Below are 23492 nucleotides of genomic sequence, written 5' to 3'. Positions count from 1 at the left end.
TTTACCCGTCTGTTGACGGGTAACTGAAGTGACTTTAAACATACAAGGGCATCAGACCGCACACTACCCACCCTCGAAAAACCCATTCCAAATCACATTTAAGGGTCGATCTTTGACCTCAACTTCTCTATAATCTTGCGACCCCACGTTACGAGAAGGTTTTTTTCCCGAAACTTTCTATGTGTCGGCATGAGCTATTCGAAGGGGTAGGTTTGCCGGACTTTGTCGTGTGAACCTCAACTGACTAAACGTTTGGGTGTTCACCAACGTGTAACTTATTATTTGGGTAAGCTTTTAATGAAAACTTTTACAGCTAAACCAGAAACCGTACAGCGCGACTGGTATGTTGTTGACGCGACCGGTAAAACTCTGGGCCGTCTGGCTACTGAACTGGCTCGTCGCCTGCGCGGTAAGCATAAAGCGGAATACACTCCGCACGTTGATACCGGTGATTACATCATCGTTCTGAACGCTGATAAAGTTGCTGTAACCGGCAACAAGCGTACTGACAAAATGTACTACCACCACACCGGCCACATCGGTGGTATCAAAGAAGCGACCTTTGAAGAGATGATTGCCCGCCGTCCTGAGCGTGTGATTGAAATCGCGGTTAAAGGCATGCTGCCAAAAGGCCCGCTGGGTCGTGCTATGTTCCGTAAACTGAAAGTTTACGCAGGCAACGAGCACAACCACGCGGCACAGCAACCGCAAGTTCTTGACATCTAATCGGGATTATAGGCAATGGCTGAAAATCAATACTACGGCACTGGTCGCCGCAAAAGTTCCGCAGCTCGCGTTTTCATCAAACCGGGCAGTGGTAAAATCGTTATCAACCAGCGTTCTCTGGAACAGTACTTCGGTCGCGAAACTGCCCGCATGGTAGTTCGCCAGCCGCTGGAACTGGTTGATATGGTAGAAAAACTGGATCTGTACATCACTGTTAAAGGTGGTGGTATCTCCGGTCAGGCAGGTGCGATCCGTCACGGTATCACCCGCGCTCTGATGGAGTACGACGAATCCCTGCGTTCTGAACTGCGTAAAGCTGGCTTCGTTACTCGTGACGCTCGTCAGGTTGAACGTAAGAAAGTGGGTCTGCGTAAAGCACGTCGTCGTCCACAGTTCTCCAAACGTTAATCCATTCTGCTTGCGCAGAACGATTGGCGAAAAACCCGCTTCGGCGGGTTTTTTTATGGATAATGCGCAGGTTATCCACAATATCAATGCATATATCTTCTCTTTTTCCACATTTCCAGAATCCCCTCACCACAAAGCCATCAAAATCTGGTAAACTATCATCCAATTTTCTGCCCAAATATCGGTGAATACTCGCTTTTTGTTCGATTCTTGAACAATGTGTTTTCTCTGGGATGGGCGATACAACATCTGGCTGGCCCCTGTTGGGCCGGTAGCAGTAAAAATTCTGAATATACCTGGAGGTTTTCATGGCTGTCGCTGCCAACAAACGTTCGGTAATGACGCTGTTTTCTGGTCCTACTGACATTTATAGCCATCAGGTTCGTATCGTGCTGGCCGAGAAGGGTGTCAGTTTTGAGATCGAGCATGTGGAAAAGGATAACCCGCCTCAGGATCTGATCGATCTCAACCCGAGCCAAAGCGTACCGACGCTGGTGGATCGCGAGCTGACCCTGTGGGAATCCCGTATCATTATGGAATATCTGGATGAGCGTTTCCCGCATCCGCCGCTGATGCCTGTTTACCCTGTCGCGCGTGGTGAAAGCCGCCTGTACATGCAGCGTATCGAGAAAGACTGGTACTCGCTGATGAACGTGATTACCAGCGGTTCCGCTGCGGAAGCTGACGCTGCGCGTAAGCAACTGCGTGAAGAGCTTCTGGCTATCGCTCCTGTGTTTGGCCAGAAACCGTTCTTCCTGAGCGATGAGTTCAGCCTGGTGGATTGCTACCTGGCGCCGCTGTTGTGGCGTCTGCCAACCCTGGGTGTTGAATTCAGCGGCCCTGGCGCCAAAGAGCTGAAGGGCTACATGACTCGCGTCTTTGAACGCGACTCTTTCCTGGCATCTTTAACTGAACCGGAACGTGAAATGCGTCTCGGCCGAGGCTAATGACTGTGGAAATGTCACAACTCACCCCACGCCGTCCGTATCTGCTGCGCGCCTTCTATGAATGGCTGCTGGATAACCAGCTCACGCCGCACCTGGTAGTGGATGTGACGTTGCCGGGCGTGCTGGTTCCGATGGAATACGCACGCGACGGACAGATCGTGCTGAATATTGCGCCGCGAGCAGTGGGAAACCTGGAACTGGCCAACGACGAAGTCCGCTTTAACGCGCGTTTCGGTGGTGTGCCGCGTCAGGTATCGGTGCCGCTGGCTGCCGTGCTGGCTATCTATGCGCGTGAAAACGGTGCGGGTACCATGTTCGAGCCGGAAGCGGCTTACGATGAAGACGTTGCCAGCCTGAATGATGACGATACCGCCGGGGAGCGTGAAAGCGACACGGTCATGTCCGTTATTGACGGTGACAAACCCGATCACCAGGATGATAACGATCCGGATGACGATCCGCCACCGCGCGGGGGGCGTCCTGCTCTCAGAGTAGTAAAATAACGGATTCATCCCTTATAAAATCCAGCCCTCGTCAGTCGGCTGGATTTTTTTGTTATCGATGTAAATATTTGGTTGCATGCTGAAAGGATATTTTTACCCTGTATAGGTTTGTTTGAAATTAAGACAGTGCAATGCATTATTCCAAATGAATGAGAGTTTTGAAAAAGAGTGCATTCGTAATCACTTAATGCAAGCAATATTCATGGTGAATATAAATGGCCTGTAAAAGTGTTGAATCGCCTGTTTTATCAAACTCATTTATAAATTTAGTAAATCTAAAAAGAATAATTAATAAACCTGATTTGCATGTATTTAGGATTTCTATATTATCGCGACATGCTTTCTGCATACGGGGATGATAGCGACAAACAGGGATTGTTTACGTCGATATTGTATTTGCGATGACTCATAAGTTAAGGATTAACTCATGAATAAAATTCTATTGGCTGCAACATTATTCCTTTGCGTAAGTTCCTCGTTTGCCTCCGAAACCGCGATACTGAAAATTAAAGGGACGCTGACGAGCTCAGCCTGTACGCCTGAATTTAGTAATGGCGGGGTGGTTGACTATGGCAACATCCGCCTGGGTGAATTGTCATCCACCAACGTGAACCAGCTTGGACAAAGGAATATCGAACTCACGATTACCTGTACGGAAGCAACAAAAGTAGCCTGGAATCTGATAGACGATCGTGCCGATTCTAACGCGGGTTTAACCGTCTCTGCCGGGACATTTACCGGTGGGGCGCAAAGTGCGGCTAACCAGACTTACGGGCTGGGGAAAGCAGGCACGGTGAACATTGGCTCTTATGCCATGTTTATGAAAGTAAATAGCATTACAGCTGACGGAAAAACTGTCGATCCGATATATCAGCAGAATGGTTCAACAACCTGGGCTAAGAGTACTGATGGTTCAAGCCAGGGTGAAAATAGTCGCAATATTACTGTCGCATTATCGGGAAGTGTCGACCCGCTTGCTTTCCAGACAGCAACATTTCCGCTGGTAACATCTTTGGCTATTCAAAATACCACGACGCTCGGTATTACCGATGACACCCGGCTGGATGGTCAGTTGACGATAAGCCTTAAATACCTGTAATCGTTTCAAATTTAAAGTGAGTTAAATCTCGTCCAGAGATGAAATAATTTCTCTCGCCGAAGCGCCATAAACATGGAGCGTTAAGTCGTGCTTTCAAGGAATATATATATGACATACTCTAAAACTGTTTTAGTGAAAATGCTCACCGCAGCTGCGCTATTTTCTGCACAGTTTGCCGTGCATGCTGCCGGTATGGTGCCGGAAACCAGTCTGCTTATTATTGATGAAGCGACTCTCAGTGGCACCATCAACGTCAAAAATACCGATAGTCATCCGTCACTGCTGTATACCGATGTGGTGGATCTGCCTGATGATAAAGGTCTGAAGCTGGTCGCTACCCAGCCCGTTGTGCGTCTTGAACCCGGTCAGACACAGCAGCTGCGTTTCATTCTGCAAACCAGCAAACCGCTGGATGTAGAACACTATAAACGTGTGACCTTTGAAGGTATCCCACCGAAGAGCGACGATAAAAAAATCAAAATTGGCATCAATATTCGTCAGGATCTCCCTGTGCTGATTCGCCCTGCGAAGCTGGCAGTGGTAACGGATGCCTGGAAATACCTTGAATGGACGGCCTCAGGCATCTCCGTCACGGTGAAAAACCCAAGCAAGTATGTTGTGCGCCTGGCGCAGAACGTGGTGCTGCAGCCTTCTGGCATCAGCGGCTCTCTTGCTAAAACCTATATTTTGCCCGGTGAAACCATGACGGTTTCCATGGGCAAGTCCGTTAGCGGAAACACGAAAGTGAAGTTCTTCCCTGCCAGCCGCTATGGCGTTGAAGTCCCAAGCTTCATCACGGATCTGAATAAAAAATAAAGGATTATGGCGGTGCGTCAAAAAAGCCAACTTGCACTTTTTGTGCGCGCTGTGATTTATAGCGCAATTCCTCTGGTACTGTTTGATTCTACCTCTCTGTTGGCACGAGAGGTGACATTTGATACCGACATCCTCAAGTCTCGTGGCCTGGGTGCCGATCTAAACCGTTACTTTGCCGAAGCTCCGCGCTTTTTACCGGGCACGCATTCGGTTTCGGTTAAAGTGAACGGTAACGACCGTGGAACAGCCGCCGTACGCTTCAGCGAAGACGGTACGATGTGCGTTGATAACGATTTTCTGGAATTTGCGGGACTGATGCCTGTTTCCATAAAGGCGACTGAGGCCTGTCATGATCTACGCAGTGATTATGCCCAGGCCGTGATCAACCCCTTGCCAAACCAGGAGGCAGTCGAGCTGTACCTGCCTGCGGAAGCACTTAATAGCCTGAGCGCTGACGTTAAAAACTTCCAGCATGGCGGCACGGCAGGCTTGCTGAACTACTCGCTCTTCAGCACCAAAAGTGACTACAGTGGAAGCGACAGCAGCAGTCACCGCTACTCTCAGGCAAGCCTGGAGGCGGGGTTCAATACCATGGACTGGTCTCTGCGCAGCCGGTATATCCTGACGGATGATAATGGTACCCGAAACGCAGAGAGTCTCTATACCTATGCTGAACATGTCTTTGTTCCCCAGCGCCTGACCATGCAGGTAGGGGAAGTTAACGCCATGTCAGACGTACTCAGCGGCGTCCCAATAACCGGTGTGCAATTTATGCCGACCAGCGGATTGCAGAAAGAGGGCTCCGGCGTCAGCGTATCCGGTATCGCCCGGACATCACAGGCCCGCGTGGAGGTTCGGCAGAACGGACGCCTTATCTTTAACACTCTGGTTCCGGCCGGGCCGTTTACTCTGGATGATGTCCCGATGGTGCGCAATAACGTCGATCTGGACGTCACCGTTGTGGAGTCTGACGGTTCGACCAATCACTACATTGTTCCTGCCGCATCCGTAAAAGCGCAAAATCTTTCACGGCCCACCGGTTTGACCGTGTCGGCAGGTCAGGTGAGGGGTATCGACAGTGACTACAGCGATCCGCTGGTTTTCAACGTCTCCGATGGCTGGCGAATTTTCCCCTGGATGAATCTGCTTGCCTCCGGTGTGGTGGCTGAAGAGTACCAGGCTGCAGGGGCGCGCACTGAGTTTATGGTCACCGACAGCTGGAGCGTATCCACCAGCATGGCCGCCAGCAAGGCGCAGTTTGGTGACAGTGACAGCGGCATCAAAAACGAGTTACAGAGCGATTATTCCCTTACCGAGAATGTGGGGCTCTCGGGCAGCGTTGCGCACTACAACGGTGATTATCGGGAGCTGGCGGAAGCCATGGACGATGATTATCAGGGGTATGACAATAGTTATTCTGCCAATCTTCGCTGGTCGACGCCGCTGGCCGGGACATTCAGCGCGGGTTTCAGCTACAACCAGGCCGCAGAGGATGGTGAGGATTCTCGCTATTTACTGCTGTCATGGAGTAAGACTTTCAAATATGCCTCGGTCAACGTTAACTGGCAAAGCGCGGTAGGGAATACCGATGACGATCGGAATGACGATCTTTTATACATCAGCCTCAGTATTCCGTTAGGGGGAACGCAGAGTCTGAGTTCCTATATGCGCAAGCAGGGCGACAGCACCAGCTACGGTCTGGCGAACAGTGGAGCGCTGGGTGATGACACCCACTACTATATTTCCGCCGATCGTGACCAGGAATCGAAGGAAAACAGTTTTAACGGCAACATCAACACAAACCTGCACTACACCCAGCTTAGCGTAGGGGGAGGGACCAGCGGCGATAACCAGCGTAACTATAGTGCGACGCTGTCTGGTGGTATTGCCATGCATAAAGAGGGGGTCACCTTCTCGCCTTATTCCATTAAGGATACCTTCGCGATTGCCAGACTGAGCGAGCCGAAAGCGGGTGTGGAGATCACCACCCCGCAAGGCACTGTCTGGACCGATCGCTGGGGGCAGGCTGTTATTCCTGGTTTGAACGAGTGGCGTAACTCGCGCATTGAAGTGGACGCCAACAAGCTTCCGCAAAGCATGACCCTGGCAAACGGCACCAAATACATTGCGGCGGCGCATGGCTCGGTGAGTGAAGTGAGCTTTAAGGTGCTGAACAGCCGCCGGGTCATGTTACGCATTAAACAGGCCGACGGTAAGCCGCTCGCCAAAGGTTTGTCCGTGGTGGATGACAAAGATAACTACGTGGTCACGGTGGTCGATGACGGGCATGTCTTCCTGAACGATGCCGATCAGGTAACGGCACTGTATGCCATTAATGATGACAACCAACGTCTGTGCAGGCTTGATTTCACACTTCCTGAAAAGCATGACGAAGACGCCTTTTATGAGGAAGTTAACGGAGTATGCCGATGAACATTCAACGTCTGGCGGCGCTAGTACTGCTTGTTTTACCGGGTCTTTCTTATGCAGAAGAGTGCCAGTTAACGCTCTCTCAGCAGGTGGTGGATTATCGCCAGATGCGGCGTGACAACATTATTTCCAGTCAGCAAAGCTGGAACAAAATGCCGGAAAAAGAGATTAACGTCAGCGTCTATTGCCCGGAAAAACAGCAGATGGCGACGCTAGTGCAGGGGGCTTCAGGCCAGAAAGGGCGTTTTCAATTTGGGCAGAACGGCGGGGTAGCGATCAAAGTCAGCAATATGACGCTTGACGGGAAAAGCTACAACGTGGGGAAAACAACCGATCAGGTGAACTTCACGCCGGAAGATGACAACGGCGCGTCGCTTTATCTTCACAATAATGAGGCGATAATCGCGGTTGAAAACGGTCAGGTACCCAGCGGCCAGCAAATGAATTTTACCGTCACTATTTTCCCTGTGCTCAACGACAACGCATTCGACCATGTCTCGGATCAAACCACGCTGGAAAGTGATTTGTCCTGGCAGCTTCTGAAGAAATAATCGAAAAAAAGCCCGGCAATCACCGGGCTATTTTTTATTACACTTCCAGGTAGTTCAGTATACCGTCTGCCGCCTTACGACCTTCGGCAATCGCCGTCACCACCAGGTCGGAACCGCGAACAATATCACCACCGGCGAAGATTTTCGGGTTGCTGGTCTGGAACGCGTTATCGCTGCCTTCAGGCGCAATAATACGGCCCTGCGAGTCCAGCTCGACGCTGTGCTTCGCCAGCCACTCCATGCTGTGCGGACGGAAACCGAACGCCATGACGACGGCATCGGCCGGGATCACGTGCTCAGAGCCCGCCACGATCTCCGCACGACGGCGGCCTTTGGCATCCGGCGCGCCCATCTCCGTGCGCGCCATCTTCACGCCGCTCACTTTACCGTTAGCATTCACTTCAATACCCAGCGGCTGGATGTTGAACTGGAACTCGACACCCTCTTCACGCGCATTTTTCACTTCGCGTTTGGAGCCTGGCATGTTCTCTTCGTCACGACGATAGGCGCAGATCACGTGTGCCGCATTCTGACGAATAGAGGTACGCACGCAGTCCATCGCGGTATCACCCCCGCCCAGCACAACCACGCGTTTACCTTCCATGCTGACGAAAGGCTCATCGGCTGTTTCGCCATAACCCATAATCTGTTTAGTGTTGGCGATCAGGAACGGCAGCGCGTCATAAACGCCCGGCGCGTCTTCGTTTTCCAGACCACCACGCATGGACTGATAGGTGCCCACGCCCAGGAAGACGGCATCGTAATCTTTCAGCAGGTCGTCGAGCTGCACGTCGCGGCCCACTTCTGTGTTCAGTTTGAACTCAATCCCCATGCCGGTGAAGATTTCACGGCGGCGGGTCATGACCTCTTTCTCCAGCTTGAAGGCCGGGATACCGAAAGTCAGCAGACCGCCGATCTCCGGATGACGGTCAAAGACCACCGCCTTTACGCCGTTACGGGTCAGGACGTCCGCACAGGCCAGGCCCGCCGGGCCCGCGCCGATAATCGCCACGCGCTTGTCGGTCTGCTTCACGCCGGACATATCCGGACGCCAGCCCATCTCAAACGCTTTATCGTTGATATAGCGCTCGATGTTGCCGATGGTCACCGCGCCAAACTCGTCGTTCAGCGTACAGGAACCTTCACACAGACGGTCCTGAGGACACACGCGGCCGCACACTTCCGGCAGGGTGTTGGTCTGGTGAGACAGCTCGGCGGCTTCAAAAATACGCCCCTCGTTGGCCAGCTTCAGCCAGTTCGGGATGTAGTTATGTACCGGACATTTCCATTCGCAGTAAGGGTTACCGCAGGACAGGCAGCGGTCTGCCTGTGCTTTGGCCTGGCCTTCTGAAAACGGCTCATAGATTTCTACAAATTCAATTTTACGGATCTTCAGCGGTTTCTTTGGCGGATCAACACGCTGCAGGTCGATAAACTGGTATACGTTCTGGCTCATCTGAATTCCTTACTGCGCCTGCACACGCAGCTCTGCTGCGCTACGACTACGGTGACCCAACAGGGCTTTAACATCGCTGGACTTCGGTTTAACCAGCGCGAATTTCGCAGAGAATGCTGGCCAGTTCGCCAGGATCTCTTCGCCGCGCGAAGAACCGGTATGCTGCACATGTTCGGTAATCAAACCGCGCAGGTGTTCTTCGTGAATAGCCAGCGTATCAACGTCCAGCACTTCCACCAGTTCCGGGTTCACGCGTTTGCGGAACTCGCCGTCTTCATCCAGGACGTATGCAAAACCGCCCGTCATGCCTGCGCCAAAGTTCACGCCGGTTTTACCCAGGACGCAAACAATCCCGCCCGTCATGTATTCACAACCGTTATCGCCAATGCCTTCCACCACGGTGATGGCACCGGAGTTACGCACCGCAAAACGCTCGCCCGCACGGCCCGCAGCGAACAGACGACCACCGGTCGCGCCGTACAGGCAGGTGTTACCGATGATGCTTGCCTCATGGCTGCGGAAGGCAGAACCCACAGGAGGACGCACCGCCAGCAGACCGCCCGCCATGCCTTTCCCGACGTAGTCGTTGGCGTCGCCGGTCAGGTATAGCTCAACGCCGCCGGCGTTCCACACGCCAAAGCTCTGACCCGCGGTACCGCTGAAGTGCGCGGTAATCGGATCCGCCGCCAGCCCCTGGTCGCCGTGCGTCTGCGCAATGTAACCGGAGAGGGACGCACCCACAGAACGGTCGGTGTTGCGGATATCAAACCAGAACGTTTTGCTCTGCTTGTCATCCACGTACGGTTTCGCCTGCTGCAACAGCTGCGCGTTCAGCACGCCGTTATCGAACGGTGGGTTGTTCTCGGTGCAGTAAACCGCTTTGCCAGGGTGCGGCTGCGCCGTTTCCAGCAGCTTGCTCAACTCCAGCTTCTGCTGCTTCGCCGTGAAGCCTTCCAGCTCTTTCAGTAAATCGGTACGGCCAATCAGGTCCACCAGACGTTTCACGCCCAGCTGCGCCATCAGCTCGCGGGTTTCACGGGCGATGAAGTCAAAGTAGTTAGTCACTTTGAACGGCAGGCCGTGGTAGTGGTTCTTACGCAGCTTCTCGTCCTGGGTTGCAACACCGGTTGCGCAGTTGTTCAGGTGGCAAATACGCAGGTATTTACAGCCAAGCGCAACCATTGGGCCGGTACCGAAACCAAAGCTTTCCGCACCCAGAATCGCCGCTTTGATGATGTCGAGGCCGGTTTTCAGGCCACCGTCCACCTGCAGACGGATCTTGTGACGCAGACCGTTAGCCACCAGCGCCTGCTGGGTTTCCACCAGACCCAGTTCCCACGGGCAACCCGCATATTTCACGGAGGAGAGCGGGCTTGCACCGGTACCACCGTCGTAACCGGCGATGGTGATGAGATCCGCATAGGCTTTCGCCACGCCGGTGGCGATGGTGCCAACGCCCGGTTCGGAAACCAGCTTCACGGAGATCATGGCTTTCGGGTTGACCTGTTTCAGGTCGAAAATTAGCTGCGCCAGATCCTCGATAGAGTAAATATCGTGGTGCGGTGGCGGAGAAATCAGCGTCACGCCCGGCACGGAATAGCGCAGTTTGGCGATGTACGGGGTAACTTTATCACCCGGCAACTGACCGCCTTCGCCCGGTTTTGCACCCTGAGCGACTTTAATCTGAATGACATCGGCGTTGACCAGGTACGCTGGCGTGACGCCGAAGCGGCCGGAGGCCACCTGCTTGATACGGGACACTTTGTTGGTGCCGTAACGCGCCGGATCTTCACCGCCTTCACCGGAGTTAGAATTGCCGCCGATGCTGTTCATGGCTTCCGCCAGCGCTTCGTGGGCTTCCGGGCTCAGCGCGCCGATGGACATCGCCGCGGTATCAAAGCGTTTGAACAGTTCAGATGCTGGCTCAACCTCGTCAATGCTGACCGCTTCATCACCCGGATTGAGGGCCAGCAGGTCACGCAGCGTCGCCGCCGGACGGTTGTTCACCAGTTCAGCATACTGCTTGTAATCACTGTATTCGCCGCTCTGCACCGCCTGCTGCAGCGTGCGCACCACGTCCGGGTTATAGGCATGATACTCGCCGCCGTGAACGTATTTCAGCAGACCGCCCTGATCCAGCGGCTTACGTGCCAGCCATGCGCGTTTCGACAGGTTCACCAGATCCTGCTGGAAGTCAGCAAATCCGGCTCCGCCGATGCGGCTGACGACGCCCTGGAAGCAGAGATTGGCCACGTCGTTATGCAGACCGACCGCCTCAAACAGCTTCGAGCAACGGTAGGAGGCAATGGTTGAGATGCCCATTTTGGACATGATTTTGTACAGACCTTTATTGATGCCGTTACGGTAGTTCAGCATCACTGTACGGTAGTCTTTGTCGATCGCGCGGGTATCCACCAGACGGGCCAGCGTTTCGTAGGCCAGATACGGGTAGATTGCCGTCGCACCAAAACCTAACAGCACGGCAAAGTGGTGCGGGTCGCGAGCGCTGGCGGTTTCAACAATGATGTTGGCGTCGCAGCGCAGGCTCTTATCGACCAGACGCGTCTGGATCGCACCCACCGCCATCGGCGCAGGCACCGGCAGACGGTTTTTCGCGATATTTCGGTCGGACAGCACCAGCAGAACGGTACCGTTACGTACCATCTGTTCGGCTTTGTCACACAGCGCATTCACCGTCTCTTCAAGGCTCGCGTCGTTCACGTCGAAGGTAATATCGAGCGTGTCAGCGCGGTAGTGCTCCTCTTTCATGGTGGTGAGCTGTTTGAAATCGGAATACAGCAGGATCGGCGATTTAAAGGTCAGACGGTGCGCCTGGCCTTCGGCCTCGCAGAAGACGTTCATCTCACGACCAATGCTGGTGGCCAGCGACATCACGTGTGCTTCACGCAGCGGGTCGATTGGCGGGTTGGTGACCTGCGCAAACTGCTGACGGAAGTAGTCATAAATGATACGCGGCTGGCTGGAGAGCACGGCAAACGGGGTATCGTCACCCATCGAGCCGACCGCTTCCTGGCCGTTTTCACCGAGCACGCGGATAACCGAGTCCAGCTCTTCCGCACTGTAGTTAAACTGCTTCTGGTAGCTGGCGAGGGTATCGTCGTCCAGCTCGCGGCTGCCCACCTCTTCGTCCGACAGATCTTCAAACGGCACCAGACGACGCACGTTTTTCTCCATCCACTCTTTGTACGGATGGCGGCTTTTCAGGTCGTTATCGGTTTCGGCGGAATGCAGAATACGCCCAACGCGAGTGTCGATAACCATCAGTTCGCCAGGACCGACGCGACCTTTCTCAACCACTTCGTCAGGCTGGTAATCCCAGATACCGACTTCAGAGGCACAGGTGATGAGCTTATCTTTGGTGATGACGTAGCGCGCCGGACGCAGACCGTTACGGTCCAGGTTACAGGCGGCAAAACGACCGTCAGACATCACGATGCCCGCCGGGCCGTCCCACGGCTCCATGTGCATGGAGTTAAAGTCGAAGAACGCACGCAGCTCTGGATCCATATCCGGGTTGTTCTGCCAGGCCGGTGGCACGAGCAGACGCATGGCGCGCACGATATCCATCCCACCCGCCAGCAGCAATTCCAGCATGTTATCCATCGAGCTGGAGTCGGAGCCGGTTTCGTTCACGAACGGCGCGGCATCGTGCAGGTCAGGGATCAGTGGCGTCTGGAACTTATAGGTACGGGCACGGGCCCACTGGCGGTTACCGGTAATGGTGTTGATCTCGCCGTTGTGCGCCAGATAACGGAACGGCTGCGCCAGCGGCCAGCGAGGTACGGTGTTGGTGGAGAAGCGCTGGTGGAACAGGCAAATGGCCGATTCCAGACGCAGGTCTGCCAGGTCCAGGTAGAAGCGCGGCAGGTCAGCCGGCATACACAGACCTTTATAGATATTCACCAGGTTCGAGAGGCTACAGACGTAGAACTCTTTATCGTCCTGGAGACGTTTTTCAATGCGGCGACGGGCGATAAACAGACGGCGTTCCATATCACGTGGACGCCAGCCCGCAGGGGCATTGACAAAAATCTGTTCAATACGAGGCAGCGAGGAGAGGGCGATTTCACCGAGCACCCCTTCGTTGGTTGGCACATCGCGCCAGCCGACAATAGACAGGGTTTCACGCTGAAGTTCTTCTTCGACGATGTGGCGCGAAGCGGCAGCTTTTTCAGGATCCTGGTTCAGGAACAGCATACCGACAGCGTAGTTTTTGGCTAAACGCCAGCCGCGCTCTTCCGCCACGATGCGGAAGAAACGATCGGGTTTTTGCAGCAGCAGGCCGCAACCGTCGCCGGTTTTACCATCGGCAAGGATGGCGCCACGGTGCTGCATTCGGGCCAGTGCGTGAATAGCAGTACGCACTACCTTGTGGCTAGGTTCGCCTTCTATGTGGGCGATCAGGCCGAAACCACAGTTATCCTTCTCAAGGGATTTATCGTACAACATATCAGTGAACCTCCCCAGGCTCGTCGGGCTTCTCTCTGAACGTAACCGTGGCGCACAGGCGCAGAAAGAGCATGGCGACGGGGTTTGCGTTTCATACGCGGACCTCGCATTCGCCCTCTTTTTCATCCTTTCGCGCAGGTAAACAAGTTTGAGGACTTGCTTCAGAGGGAATCTCAATTACTGCATAAATATGATGAGCAGGCCGCTCATCCAGAAAGCTTCCAGCGGATTTCCAACTTATCGGGAATTGGTACACAGGTCAAATGGCAATCTTATTTATACAAAAATGTGCTAAAGATAAGTTAAATATTTGTAATTTAAGGTAATTTAACTAATTTTACATTGAATGAATGCCCTGACAGGGCGTGGTGGAGTGTGATCTGACTCACTATCTGAAAGCGGTATTATCAATGCAGCATGCTGAATAGCGGTTTTTTAACAGAATATTACGCTGCTGCGGGGGTTAAACCCGCATAAAGTCACTGTTTTTCAGAGGTGGCGCTATAAATGAAAAAAACAATCAGAACATAAGGAAAAGTAATCACGGCCGGCGTGAATGAAATTGCAGTAATCCTGAGTAGTTATTCATATAGATAAAAGCCGTCCAGGGCGATTGATCCAGGTCATCGCCGACAGAGGCTAAAAGTGGCAGGCTTGTCCCCTTTCTCCGGGACGGTCTATCAGATTATGCAGTTACAGAAATTAGTCAATATGTTTGGTGGGGATCTTTTGCAGCGGTACGGGCAAAAGGTTCACAAGCTGACGCTGCATGGCGGGTTTAGCTGCCCAAACCGGGACGGGACGATCGGGCGCGGGGGCTGCACGTTCTGTAACGTTGCGTCATTTGCAGACGAGGCCCAGCAGCATCGCTCTATTGCCGAACAGCTTTCGCATCAGGCGAGTCTGGTAAACCGCGCCAGACGCTATCTGGCCTATTTTCAGGCCTATACCAGCACGTGGGCGGAAGTGCAGGTGCTGCGCGACATGTATCAGCAGGCTGTCAGCCAGGCCAGTATTGTCGGGCTCTGTGCGGGTACGCGGCCGGACTGCGTACCGGACGCGGTGCTGGATCTGCTCAGCGAGTATAACGATCAAGGCTACGAGGTTTGGCTGGAGCTGGGCCTACAGACCGCGCACGACAAAACCCTGCACCGCATCAACCGAGGTCATGATTTCGCCTGCTACCAGCGCACTACCCGTCTTGCCCGTGAGCGCGGGTTGAAAGTCTGCTCGCATCTGATTGTCGGGTTGCCTGGTGAAGGGCAGCGTCACGGTCTGGAGACGCTGGAAAAAGTGGTGGAGACCGGCGTGGACGGTATCAAGCTGCATCCGCTGCATATCGTGAAGGGCAGCATTATGGCCAAAGCCTGGGAAGCCGGGCGCCTGAACGGTATCGAACTTGACGCCTATACGATGACGGCGGGGGAGATGATTCGTCACACGCCGCCGGAGATTGTCTACCATCGCATCTCTGCCAGCGCCCGCCGTCCAACGCTTCTGGCACCCTTGTGGTGCGAGAACCGCTGGACGGGGATGGTGGAAATTGACCGCTATCTTCAGGAAAACGGCGTGCAGGGTTCGGCTCTTGGGCGCCCGTGGGTTCCCCGTCTACCGGCGACGGCCGCCTAAGAGGCTCCCCAGCATGCCGCGCACTATCTGATTAGTCACCTGCCGCGCCGCGCTCTTCGCCATGGTTTGTACCACGCCGTCGCGCTTACCGCCGCGCGGCCCGGTGCTGCCAAACAGGATATCTTTGAGCCCACCGAGAATACCGTCATCCACCGCCACCGACTGCCCTTTAGCGGCAGGGGCATCCTGCGATTCCGTTGTCGCCTGGACCCCTTTTTGCAGCATCTCAAACGCGGATTCCCGATCCACCTCGTCTTCATACTTCCCGTACACCGGGGAGTGGTTAATCAGGCCGTTGCGTTCATCGTCCGTCACCGGTCCCATCCGCGAACAGGGGGCGATCACCATCGCGCGTTCCACCACGGACGGGCTGCCCTTCGCATCCAGGAATGAGATCAGCGCTTCACCGGTGCCTAACGCCTGAATTGCGGCTTCGGTATCAAAGGCCGGATTGGCGCGCATGGTTTGCGCAGCGGCTTTCACCGCTTTCTGATCTTTCGGCGTAAAGGCGCGCAGGGCGTGCTGAACGCGGTTACCAAGCTGCCCAAGCACGTTATCCGGGATATCAGACGGGTTTTGCGAAACAAACCAGACGCCGACGCCCTTAGAGCGGATCAGGCGAATGACCTGTTCAATCTTGTCCAGCAATATCTGCGGCGCATCGTTGAACAGCAGGTGCGCTTCGTCGAAGAAGAACACCAGCTTTGGTTTTTCCAGATCGCCTGCTTCGGGCAGTTGTTCGTAAAGCTCGGAGAGCATCCACAGCAGGCTGGCGGCGTAAAGCTTCGGCATCTGGTAGAGCTTCTCGGCACTGAGGATATTAATAATGCCTTTGCCGTTACTGTCGGTGCGCATCCAGTCTTTGATATCCAGCATGGGCTCGCCGAAGAAATGCTCAGCCCCCTGTTGCTCAAGCGTCAGTAACCCGCGCTGAATAGCCCCTACCGACGCGCTGCTGATATTGCCATACTGGTTCTGGAAGGATTTCGCGTTATCGCCAATGTACTGAGTAATGGCCCGCAGATCTTTAAAATCAAGCAGCAGCAGACCCTGGTCATCGGCAATGCGGAAGATAATATTCAGCACCCCGGACTGGACGTCGTTAAGGTTCAGCAGGCGGGCGAGCAGCAGCGGGCCGAGATCGGAGACGGTGGCGCGCACCGGGTGGCCTTTCTCACCGAAGATATCCCACACGACCACCGGGTTGCCGTGTGGCGTCCAGTTCGTAATGCCAATATTCTTCAGCCGCTCGAGCAGTTTTTCTGAGGCGGTACCCTCCTGAGCCACACCGGTTAAATCGCCTTTCACGTCAGCCATAAACACCGGTACGCCGATCTCTGAAAGCGACTCCGCCAGCTTTTGCAGGGTCACGGTTTTCCCCGTCCCGGTGGCGCCGGTGATCAGGCCGTGGCGGTTCGTCATGGCGGGCAGTAAATACAGCTCTTTTTCCAGCGTCCGGGCAATTAACAATGGTGTACTCATGATGCGCTTCCTCTCGTAGTCCTGGGTGGAGTATAGGCAACCTGACGGCAAAAGGGATGAGTAAATTCCTGAGTTTGCGGCGCATTATCCAGCGCGGACTATGCTTTTGCATACGGTTCACAAAATAGTGGGAAACTATGTCCAGATTCTTCTTTAACGACCGCAAACAGCTGGTCAACGATGCCATTGAAGGCATACTGCTTTCTGCGCCCCATGCAAATCTCGTCAAGCTTGATATCGATCCGGCCATCAGGATTGTCGCGCGCGGCGACTGGGACAAAAGCCGCGTGGCGGTGATCTCCGGTGGCGGCTCAGGACATGAACCCGCGCATGCCGGATTTGTTGGCAAAGGCATGCTGACGGCGGCGGTGTGTGGCGATCTGTTTGCCTCGCCGAGCGTGGATGCGGTACTCAATGCCATCGTCGCCGTAACCGGCGATCGCGGCTGTCTGTTGATCGTCAAAAACTACACCGGCGACCGTCTGAACTTCGGCCTCGCGGCGGAAAAGGCCAAACGTTACGGTCTGAAGGTGGAGATGGTGATTGTAGCGGATGACATCGCGCTGCCGGATAACAAGCAACCGCGCGGTATTGCCGGGACAGCGCTGGTGCATAAGATTGCGGGCTATGCGGCGGAGCTCGGAAAATCGCTGAGTGAAGTGCGGGAGATCGCGCAGCAGGCCTGCGATAACCTCTGGAGCCTGGGCGTTGCAATGCAAACCTGTAACCTGCCCGGCAGCGAGGAGGAAGAGGGGCGCATTAAGCAGGGCCACGTCGAGCTGGGTCTGGGCATTCACGGCGAGCCCGGGGCGTCCGTGGTGGATACCCAAAACAGCAAAGCCATTATCGACACGCTGGTCACGCCACTGAAAACAGAGGCGGGTGAGGGGCGCTTTGCGGTACTGATTAACAACCTCGGCGGGGTATCGGCGCTGGAGATGGCGCTGCTGACGAAAGAGCTGGCGCACTCGGTGCTGAAAGAAGAGATCGCGTACCTGATAGGTCCCGCGCCACTGGTAAGCGCCCTGGACATGAAGGGCTTTTCGCTGACGCTGCTGAAGCTTAACGATTTCTTCGAAAAGGCGATTCATGCCGACGTCGAAACGCTGGGCTGGCAGAAACCCGTGGCGTTTGCGCCCTTGCGCACCGTTGAGCACAGCGCCATTCATGACCGCGTGGAATATACCCCATCGAACAATCCGCAGGTGGGAGAGTGTGTCTCCTCAGTGACGCAAACGCTGATCCAGCTGGAAAACCGCCTCAACGCGCTGGATGCGAAAGTGGGAGATGGCGACACCGGCTCCACTTTTGCGCAAGGTGCGCGGGATATTGCGCAGCGTCTGGAGGAGAATACCCTCCCGCTTAACGATGTCTCTACGCTACTGTTACTGGCTGGCGAGCGGCTGGCCACGGTAATGGGCGGATCGAGCGGCGTATTAATGTCGATCTTCTTTACTGCGGCCGGGCAAAAGCTGCATGACGGACAATCGCTCCCGGAGGCATTGCTCAGCGGGCTGGCGCAGATGAAGCAGTATGGCGGGGCGGATCTCGGCGATCGCACGCTGATCGACGCGCTGCAACCGGCGCTGGAGGCTTTACAGAAAAAAGATCTTCAGGCTGCGGCGCAGGCGGCGCAGCAGGGGGCGGAGGCAACGGCGAAAATGGTGAAAGCGGGTGCGGGACGTTCGTCGTACGTGAATAAAGAGAATCTGGATGGCGTAATGGATCCGGGGGCGGTGGCTGTCGCGGAAGTCTTTGCGGCACTGGTGCGGTAGTCGAAAAAGCCCGGTGGCGCTGCGCTTACCGGGCCTACAAAAACGAACCCTGGCCGGGTAAGGCGAAGCCGCCACCCGGCACTGTCACATCAAAAATCCGCTTTCAACACCACGCGATAACGGGCTTTGCCGTCGCGCACGTGCTGGATGGCTTCATTGATTTTCGACATCGGGTACAGTTCGGTGGTCGGTGCCACTTTGGTGCGCCCGGCGAACTTCATCAGTTTGCGCAACTCGTACGGCGTACCGGTCGCAGAGCCGGATATGCTGCGATCCCCGCCGATCAGGGTAAACGCCGGAACCGGCAGCGGCTTCATCACCGCACCCACAGTGTGGAAGTTACCGCCGTAGGCCAGGGCTTCAAAATACGGTTGCCAGTTAAGATCCACGTTCACAGTGTTGATGATCAGATCAAACTGACCCGCCAGCGCGTTCAGCGCGTCCGGATCGCGGCTGTTGACGACTTTATCCGCCCCCATCGCCAGCACTTCCTGCTCTTTCGCCGGGTTCGAGCTGAATGCCGTCACTTCGCAACCCATCGCGTGCAGCAGTTTGATGGCGATATGCCCGAGGCCGCCAATACCGATGACGCCCACGCGGCTGGTGGCGGTGATATGGTGCATCAGAAGCGGTTTGAAGACGGTAATACCGCCGCACAGTAGCGGACCGGCGGATTCAATATCAATGCTGTCAGGCAGCGGAATGACCCATTGCCAGTCGGCGCGCAGCTTATCGGCAAAACCGCCTTTATTCAGAATGGTGGGAACAGCGCCTTCGAGGCAGTTGATCTGGTTGCCGCTGATACAGGCGTCGCAGTGGCCACAGCTGCGTGCTGTCCAGCCAATGCCCACGCGCTGGCCGACTTTCAGCCCTTTGTCCTGCGCAGCGCTACCGAGCGCGACAACACGGCCAATGACTTCGTGCCCGGCAACCAGTGGATAGCTTGAAAAGCCCCATTCGTTATCGATCATCGAGAGATCCGAGTGGCAGATCCCGCAGTAATCAACCTGTACCTCGACGTCTTCTGCTTTTAGAACGCCTGCATCGTACTCGTACAGTTCAAGTTCTGCACCCGCCTGCGGTGCGGCGTAGCTTTTTATCTTCGACATCGTGTTTCCCCCGTTGTGGTGTGAACTGAGAGTGTAGAGCATTCAGTTAACCACCGCTTAACAGAAGAGGGCAGCAAAGATGTTTACAGCGTTTTCAACATCCTGACTTCGCAATCGACGTGCCCGGTGCAGCCCAGCGGTGCATCAATATGCTCAAAGCCCAGATGTTCATACAGGCCGATGGCCTCTTTGAGGAAGGCGGTTGTTTCGAGGTAACAGCGGGTAAAACCCTGTTTGCGCGCGTGGTCCAGGGCAAGCAGCGCCAGCTTTTTCGCCAGGCCTTGCCCGCGAACGGACGGCAGAAAATACATTTTTTGCAGTTCGCAGATATCCGGCTCGCTGCAGCTGAGGGGCGCTACGCCGCCGCCGCCGACGACCTGGCCGTTCTGCTCGATGACCCAGTAAGCATGCCCCGGCTGGCTGTACAGCTGAAACAGTTCGTCCAGATTCGGGTCGGCAACCGTGTAGCCTTTATCAGCCGTAAGGCCATATTCGGCAGAAACCGTGCGGATGACGGCGGCGATAGCCGGGTTGTCCTGCACAGAGATCCGACGCATCGTCGTCGCGACGGGAGTGATCACGCTCATAGCATTACTCATTACAAAAATTGACACACATTTGCTGTTAATAGCACCGCGGAAAGGGGAGTGCAAGCGAGGAGTTTTCAGGAAGGATACCCCTTACGCCCTGAAGCGTAAGGGGTAATAGCATTACAGGGCTGCGATAACCGCCTGCTGCTCAATCAGCTTGGTCTTCGCATCGGCGAAAGCCACCAGACGCTCACGCTCTTTCGCGATGACCGCTTCCGGCGCACGGGCAACAAAGCCTTCGTTCGCCAGTTTGCTTTCGATCTTGCCGATTTCCACGTCGACTTTCGCCACTTCTTTCGCCAGACGCGCCAGCTCAGCATCTTTGTCGATAAGACCTGCCATCGGGATCAGCAGCTCGGCGCCGTCGATGATTTTGGTCACGGAGACCGGACCTTTGTCATCAGCAGGCAGCACGGTGATGCTTTCCAGGCGCGCCATGGTTTTCAGGAAGGTGTTGTTCTCGTTGACACGACGAACCGCCGCCTCGCTGCAGCCGCGCAGCAGCAGCTCCAGTGGTTTGCCCGGCGCGATGTTCATTTCAGCACGGATGTTACGTACCGCTACGATCGCCTGCTTCAGCCACTCGGTATCTGCAGATGCCGCGTCATCAACTTTCGCCGCATCGAATTCCGGGAACGGCTGCAGCATGATGGTGTCGGCATTGATGCCTGCAATCACCTTCACGCGCTGCCAGATGGTTTCGGTGATGAATGGAATGACCGGATGCGCCAGGCGCAGCAGACCTTCCAGAACGGTAATCAGCGTATTACGCGTACCGCGCAGTTCAGCCTCAGTGCCGCCGTTCATGACCGGCTTCGCCAGTTCCAGGTACCAGTCACAGAACTGGTTCCAGGTGAATTCGTACAGAATACCCGCCGCGATATCGAAGCGGAAGCTGTCCAGCGCCTCGCGGAACGCTTTCACCGTCTGGTTGAATTCCGCCAGGATCCAGCGGTCTGCCAGAGACAGGGTCATCTCACCGCCGTTGAAGCCGCAATCCTGATCTTCGGTGTTCATCAGCACGAAGCGGCTGGCGTTCCACAGCTTGTTACAGAAGTTACGGTAACCTTCCAGACGCTTCATGTCCCAGTTGATGTCGCGACCGGTAGAGGCCAGCGCCGCCAGGGTGAAACGCAGGGCGTCGGTACCGTGAGCCTCAATCCCGTTCGGGAACTGTTTCTCGGTACGCTTGCGGATTTTCTCTGCCAGCTGCGGCTGCATCATGTTGCCGGTGCGTTTTTCCAGCAGCTCTTCCAGAGAGATACCGTCAACCATATCCAGTGGGTCAATGACGTTACCCTTGGACTTGGACATCTTCTGGCCTTCATCATCACGGATAAGACCGGTCATATAGACGGTATGGAACGGAACCTGCGGCTTGCCGTCTTCGTCTTTGATGAAGTGCATGGTCATCATGATCATGCGGGCAATCCAGAAGAAGATGATGTCGAAGCCGGACACCATCACGCTGGTTGGGTGGAACTGACGCAGCGCGTCGGTGTTCTCCGGCCAGCCGAGTGTGGAGAAGGTCCACAGTGCGGAGGAGAACCAGGTATCCAGCACGTCTTCGTCCTGGCGCAGGGCAACATCTGCACTCAGGTTGTTTTCCTGACGCACTTCATCTTCGCTACGTCCTACGTAGACGTTGCCTTCGTTGTCGTACCACGCCGGGATACGGTGACCCCACCACAGCTGGCGGGAGATACACCAGTCCTGAATGTCACGCATCCAGGAGAAATACATGTTTTCGTACTGCTTCGGCACGAACTGGATGCTGCCGTTCTCAACCGCTTCAACAGCCGGTTTCGCCAGCACGTCGGCACGCACGTACCACTGATCGGTCAGCATTGGCTCGATAACCACGCCGCCACGGTCACCGTACGGCACGGTCAGATCGTGAGGTTTGATTTCTTCCAGCAGGCCGAGCGCATCAACGGCAGCCACGATCGCTTTACGCGCCGCAAAACGTTCCAGCTTCTGGAACTCAGCCGGAATGTCGCTTGAGTAAACGTCAGATTCGTTGCCTTTGGTGTCATACACTTCTGCGCTTTCACGGATATCACCGTCGAAGGTCAGAATGTTGATCATCGGCAGGGCGTGACGACGGCCCACTTCGTAGTCGTTGAAGTCGTGCGCCGGGGTGATTTTCACGCAGCCGGTGCCTTTTTCCATATCGGCGTGTTCGTCGCCCACAATCGGAATACGGCGGTTCACCAGCGGCAGCACCACGAATTTACCGATAAGACTCTGATAACGCGGATCTTCCGGGTTAACGGCCACGCCGGTATCGCCCAGCAGGGTTTCCGGACGGGTAGTCGCGACCACCAGGTAATCTTTACCGTCTGCGGTTTTTGCGCCGTCGGCCAGCGGATAGCGGATGTGCCACATGGAGCCCTTGGACTCGCGGTTTTCCACTTCCAGGTCAGAGATGGCGGTGCGCAGTTTCGGGTCCCAGTTTACCAGGCGTTTGCCACGGTAAATCAGGTCTTCTTTGTAAAGGCGGACGAAAACTTCTTTCACGGCGTTGGACAGGCCTTCGTCCATGGTGAAACGCTCGCGCTCCCAGTCAACGGAGTTGCCGAGACGGCGCATCTGACGGGTAATGGTGCCGCCAGATTCGGCTTTCCACTGCCAGATTTTGTCGATGAAGGCGTCGCGACCGTAGTCGTGGCGGGTTTTCCCTTCTTCAGCGGCAATTTTACGCTCAACCACCATCTGGGTCGCGATACCCGCGTGGTCAGTCCCCGCCTGCCACAGGGTGTTTTTACCCTGCATACGCTGGTAGCGGATCATGGTGTCCATGATGGTCTGCTGGAAAGCATGACCCATATGCAAACTGCCGGTGACGTTCGGCGGCGGGATCATGATGCAGAAGGACTCTTTGCTTTCGTCGCCGTTAGGCTTGAAATAGCCCTGCTGTTCCCAGTGCTCGTAAAGCGGCTGTTCGATATCGCGTGGGTTATATGTCTTTTCCATTATTTCCAGGTTGCCGTATTCAGGTTAAAACCAGCCAGGCGGTACGCTTTATAGCGTTCGCGCGCCAGTTGTTTCAAAGATTCTTCGTAAGGGACAAAGTCTACCACTTCTGTGAAAGCGGTGGCAAAATCTGCAAAATCTATCCGCAGGCTAATCAGAATATCGCGCGCGCTGCTGCTGCGCTTTTGCGGCCAGGCAATTTCAACCGGTGCGCCGCCGCGTGGGCCTTCGCCTGACAGATTATGCGGCACAAAGCTCTCCGGCGGGCGCGCCCACAGCGCTTCATCAAGTCGAATCGCCTGCTGTTCATCTTCACAGGCAATCAGCACACGTTTACCTGCGCGCCAACGTTCTGCGGCAATTTCACACACCAACTGTTCGACGGCGCTCAGGCCATCCTGATGGGTGTCGTTGTCCAGAAGGTAGAACGTTGCATTCTTCATATATGGGGGTTCTTGTTTTGGATTCAAAGGCAAAGCCGGGTGGCGCTACGCTTACCCGGCCTACGGTTTGCTGCCGTGATGA

17 protein-coding genes are annotated in these 23492 nt (G+C 55.1%); 10 read left to right on the top strand and 7 right to left on the bottom strand.

Going from position 1 to position 23492, the window contains the following annotated elements; all coding sequences use genetic code 11:
* Positions 1-297 precede the first annotated feature (297 nt).
* The 8 genes from rplM to EKN83_RS14065 all read left to right on the top strand — a co-directional run bounded on the left by rplM (position 298) and on the right by EKN83_RS14065 (position 7480).
* Complete coding sequence (gene rplM / locus EKN83_RS14105; protein ID WP_003860434.1) at positions 298-726, top strand: 50S ribosomal protein L13; 429 nt, start codon at positions 298-300, stop codon at positions 724-726.
* A 15-nt stretch (positions 727-741) separates the two neighbouring features.
* Positions 742-1134 carry a 30S ribosomal protein S9 gene (gene rpsI, locus EKN83_RS14100; protein ID WP_003860436.1) on the top strand — a complete coding sequence of 131 codons (393 nt, stop codon included), beginning with the start codon at positions 742-744 and terminating at the stop codon, positions 1132-1134.
* A gap of 308 nt (positions 1135-1442) precedes the next feature.
* Positions 1443-2081 carry a stringent starvation protein SspA gene (gene sspA / locus EKN83_RS14090; protein WP_025756674.1) on the top strand — a complete coding sequence of 213 codons (639 nt, stop codon included), beginning with the start codon at positions 1443-1445 and terminating at the stop codon, positions 2079-2081.
* 5 nt (positions 2082-2086) lie between these two features.
* Positions 2087-2584 carry a ClpXP protease specificity-enhancing factor gene (sspB, locus tag EKN83_RS14085; protein ID WP_025756675.1) on the top strand — a complete coding sequence of 166 codons (498 nt, stop codon included), beginning with the start codon at positions 2087-2089 and terminating at the stop codon, positions 2582-2584.
* Between the two features lie 427 nt (positions 2585-3011).
* Complete coding sequence (locus EKN83_RS14080; RefSeq protein WP_045284730.1) at positions 3012-3683, top strand: DUF1120 domain-containing protein; 672 nt, start codon at positions 3012-3014, stop codon at positions 3681-3683.
* A gap of 108 nt (positions 3684-3791) precedes the next feature.
* The gene (locus EKN83_RS14075; protein WP_126801157.1) at positions 3792-4499 is read left to right on the top strand and encodes a fimbria/pilus chaperone family protein; all 708 of its coding nucleotides are present in this window, start codon (positions 3792-3794) and stop codon (positions 4497-4499) included.
* A gap of 6 nt (positions 4500-4505) precedes the next feature.
* A complete protein-coding gene (locus tag EKN83_RS14070; protein WP_126801156.1) occupies positions 4506-6932 on the top strand; it encodes a fimbrial biogenesis outer membrane usher protein in 2427 nt (808 codons plus the stop codon).
* On the top strand, positions 6929-7480 hold the full coding sequence (locus tag EKN83_RS14065; RefSeq protein WP_045284733.1) for a hypothetical protein: 552 nt from the start codon (positions 6929-6931) through the stop codon (positions 7478-7480). Before EKN83_RS14070 ends, EKN83_RS14065 begins: the two co-directional genes overlap by 4 nt.
* Before the next feature lie 37 nt (positions 7481-7517).
* Here EKN83_RS14065 and gltD read toward each other — a convergent pair whose 3' ends face one another.
* Both gltD and gltB read right to left on the bottom strand, forming a co-directional pair.
* Complete coding sequence (gltD, locus tag EKN83_RS14060; RefSeq protein WP_025756676.1) at positions 7518-8936, bottom strand: glutamate synthase subunit GltD; 1419 nt, start codon at positions 8934-8936, stop codon at positions 7518-7520.
* Between the two features lie 9 nt (positions 8937-8945).
* Positions 8946-13406, bottom strand: a complete 4461-nt coding sequence (gltB, locus tag EKN83_RS14055) for a glutamate synthase large subunit (RefSeq protein ID WP_126801155.1) — start codon at positions 13404-13406, stop codon at positions 8946-8948.
* Positions 13407-14093: 687 nt separating this feature from the next.
* Here gltB and EKN83_RS14050 point away from each other — a divergent pair.
* Positions 14094-15035, top strand: a complete 942-nt coding sequence (locus EKN83_RS14050; protein WP_126801158.1) for a TIGR01212 family radical SAM protein — start codon at positions 14094-14096, stop codon at positions 15033-15035.
* Here EKN83_RS14050 and EKN83_RS14045 read toward each other — a convergent pair.
* A complete protein-coding gene (locus EKN83_RS14045) occupies positions 15015-16517 on the bottom strand; it encodes a helicase HerA-like C-terminal domain-containing protein (protein WP_095450567.1) in 1503 nt (500 codons plus the stop codon). The two genes, EKN83_RS14050 and EKN83_RS14045, sit on opposite strands and share 21 nt — an antisense overlap.
* 137 nt (positions 16518-16654) lie before the next feature.
* On the opposite strand from EKN83_RS14045, the gene EKN83_RS14040 reads away from it, so the two are divergent.
* Entirely contained in the window at positions 16655-18292 is a 1638-nt protein-coding gene (locus tag EKN83_RS14040) for a dihydroxyacetone kinase subunit DhaK (protein ID WP_126801154.1), read from the top strand.
* A gap of 89 nt (positions 18293-18381) precedes the next feature.
* On the opposite strand, the gene EKN83_RS14035 is transcribed toward EKN83_RS14040, so the two are convergent.
* The 4 genes from EKN83_RS14035 to holC all read right to left on the bottom strand — a co-directional run bounded on the left by EKN83_RS14035 (position 18382) and on the right by holC (position 23410).
* Positions 18382-19401 carry an NAD(P)-dependent alcohol dehydrogenase gene (locus tag EKN83_RS14035; protein WP_025756680.1) on the bottom strand — a complete coding sequence of 340 codons (1020 nt, stop codon included), beginning with the start codon at positions 19399-19401 and terminating at the stop codon, positions 18382-18384.
* A gap of 83 nt (positions 19402-19484) precedes the next feature.
* Positions 19485-19988, bottom strand: a complete 504-nt coding sequence (locus tag EKN83_RS14030; protein WP_126801153.1) for a GNAT family N-acetyltransferase — start codon at positions 19986-19988, stop codon at positions 19485-19487.
* 123 nt (positions 19989-20111) lie between these two features.
* The gene (locus EKN83_RS14025) at positions 20112-22967 is read right to left on the bottom strand and encodes a valine--tRNA ligase (protein ID WP_094919365.1); all 2856 of its coding nucleotides are present in this window, start codon (positions 22965-22967) and stop codon (positions 20112-20114) included.
* Positions 22967-23410, bottom strand: coding sequence for a DNA polymerase III subunit chi (gene holC, locus EKN83_RS14020; protein ID WP_025756683.1), 444 nt, complete (start codon positions 23408-23410; stop codon positions 22967-22969). Before holC ends, EKN83_RS14025 begins: the two co-directional genes overlap by 1 nt.
* Positions 23411-23492: the final 82 nt, after the last annotated feature.

The sequence above is a fragment of the Enterobacter sp. WCHEn090032 genome, assembly GCF_003986875.1.
GTDB classification, from domain to species: Bacteria; Pseudomonadota; Gammaproteobacteria; order Enterobacterales; family Enterobacteriaceae; genus Enterobacter; species Enterobacter sichuanensis.
Note: the sequence above shows the minus strand (reverse complement) of the source record. Positions and strands in the feature narration are given on the sequence as shown.

Coding starts and splice junctions, on each gene's coding strand:
- EKN83_RS14035 (WP_025756680.1), bottom strand. CDS start 19,401: ATGTCGAAGATAAAAAGCTACGCCGCACCGCAGGCGGGTGCAGAACTT.
- EKN83_RS14070 (WP_126801156.1), top strand. CDS start 4,506: ATGGCGGTGCGTCAAAAAAGCCAACTTGCACTTTTTGTGCGCGCTGTG.
- rpsI (WP_003860436.1), top strand. CDS start 742: ATGGCTGAAAATCAATACTACGGCACTGGTCGCCGCAAAAGTTCCGCA.
- gltB (WP_126801155.1), bottom strand. CDS start 13,406: ATGTTGTACGATAAATCCCTTGAGAAGGATAACTGTGGTTTCGGCCTG.
- gltD (WP_025756676.1), bottom strand. CDS start 8,936: ATGAGCCAGAACGTATACCAGTTTATCGACCTGCAGCGTGTTGATCCG.
- EKN83_RS14045 (WP_095450567.1), bottom strand. CDS start 16,517: ATGAGTACACCATTGTTAATTGCCCGGACGCTGGAAAAAGAGCTGTAT.
- EKN83_RS14080 (WP_045284730.1), top strand. CDS start 3,012: ATGAATAAAATTCTATTGGCTGCAACATTATTCCTTTGCGTAAGTTCC.
- EKN83_RS14065 (WP_045284733.1), top strand. CDS start 6,929: ATGAACATTCAACGTCTGGCGGCGCTAGTACTGCTTGTTTTACCGGGT.
- EKN83_RS14040 (WP_126801154.1), top strand. CDS start 16,655: ATGTCCAGATTCTTCTTTAACGACCGCAAACAGCTGGTCAACGATGCC.
- EKN83_RS14075 (WP_126801157.1), top strand. CDS start 3,792: ATGACATACTCTAAAACTGTTTTAGTGAAAATGCTCACCGCAGCTGCG.
- holC (WP_025756683.1), bottom strand. CDS start 23,410: ATGAAGAATGCAACGTTCTACCTTCTGGACAACGACACCCATCAGGAT.
- EKN83_RS14030 (WP_126801153.1), bottom strand. CDS start 19,988: ATGAGCGTGATCACTCCCGTCGCGACGACGATGCGTCGGATCTCTGTG.
- EKN83_RS14025 (WP_094919365.1), bottom strand. CDS start 22,967: ATGGAAAAGACATATAACCCACGCGATATCGAACAGCCGCTTTACGAG.
- EKN83_RS14050 (WP_126801158.1), top strand. CDS start 14,094: ATGCAGTTACAGAAATTAGTCAATATGTTTGGTGGGGATCTTTTGCAG.
- rplM (WP_003860434.1), top strand. CDS start 298: ATGAAAACTTTTACAGCTAAACCAGAAACCGTACAGCGCGACTGGTAT.
- sspA (WP_025756674.1), top strand. CDS start 1,443: ATGGCTGTCGCTGCCAACAAACGTTCGGTAATGACGCTGTTTTCTGGT.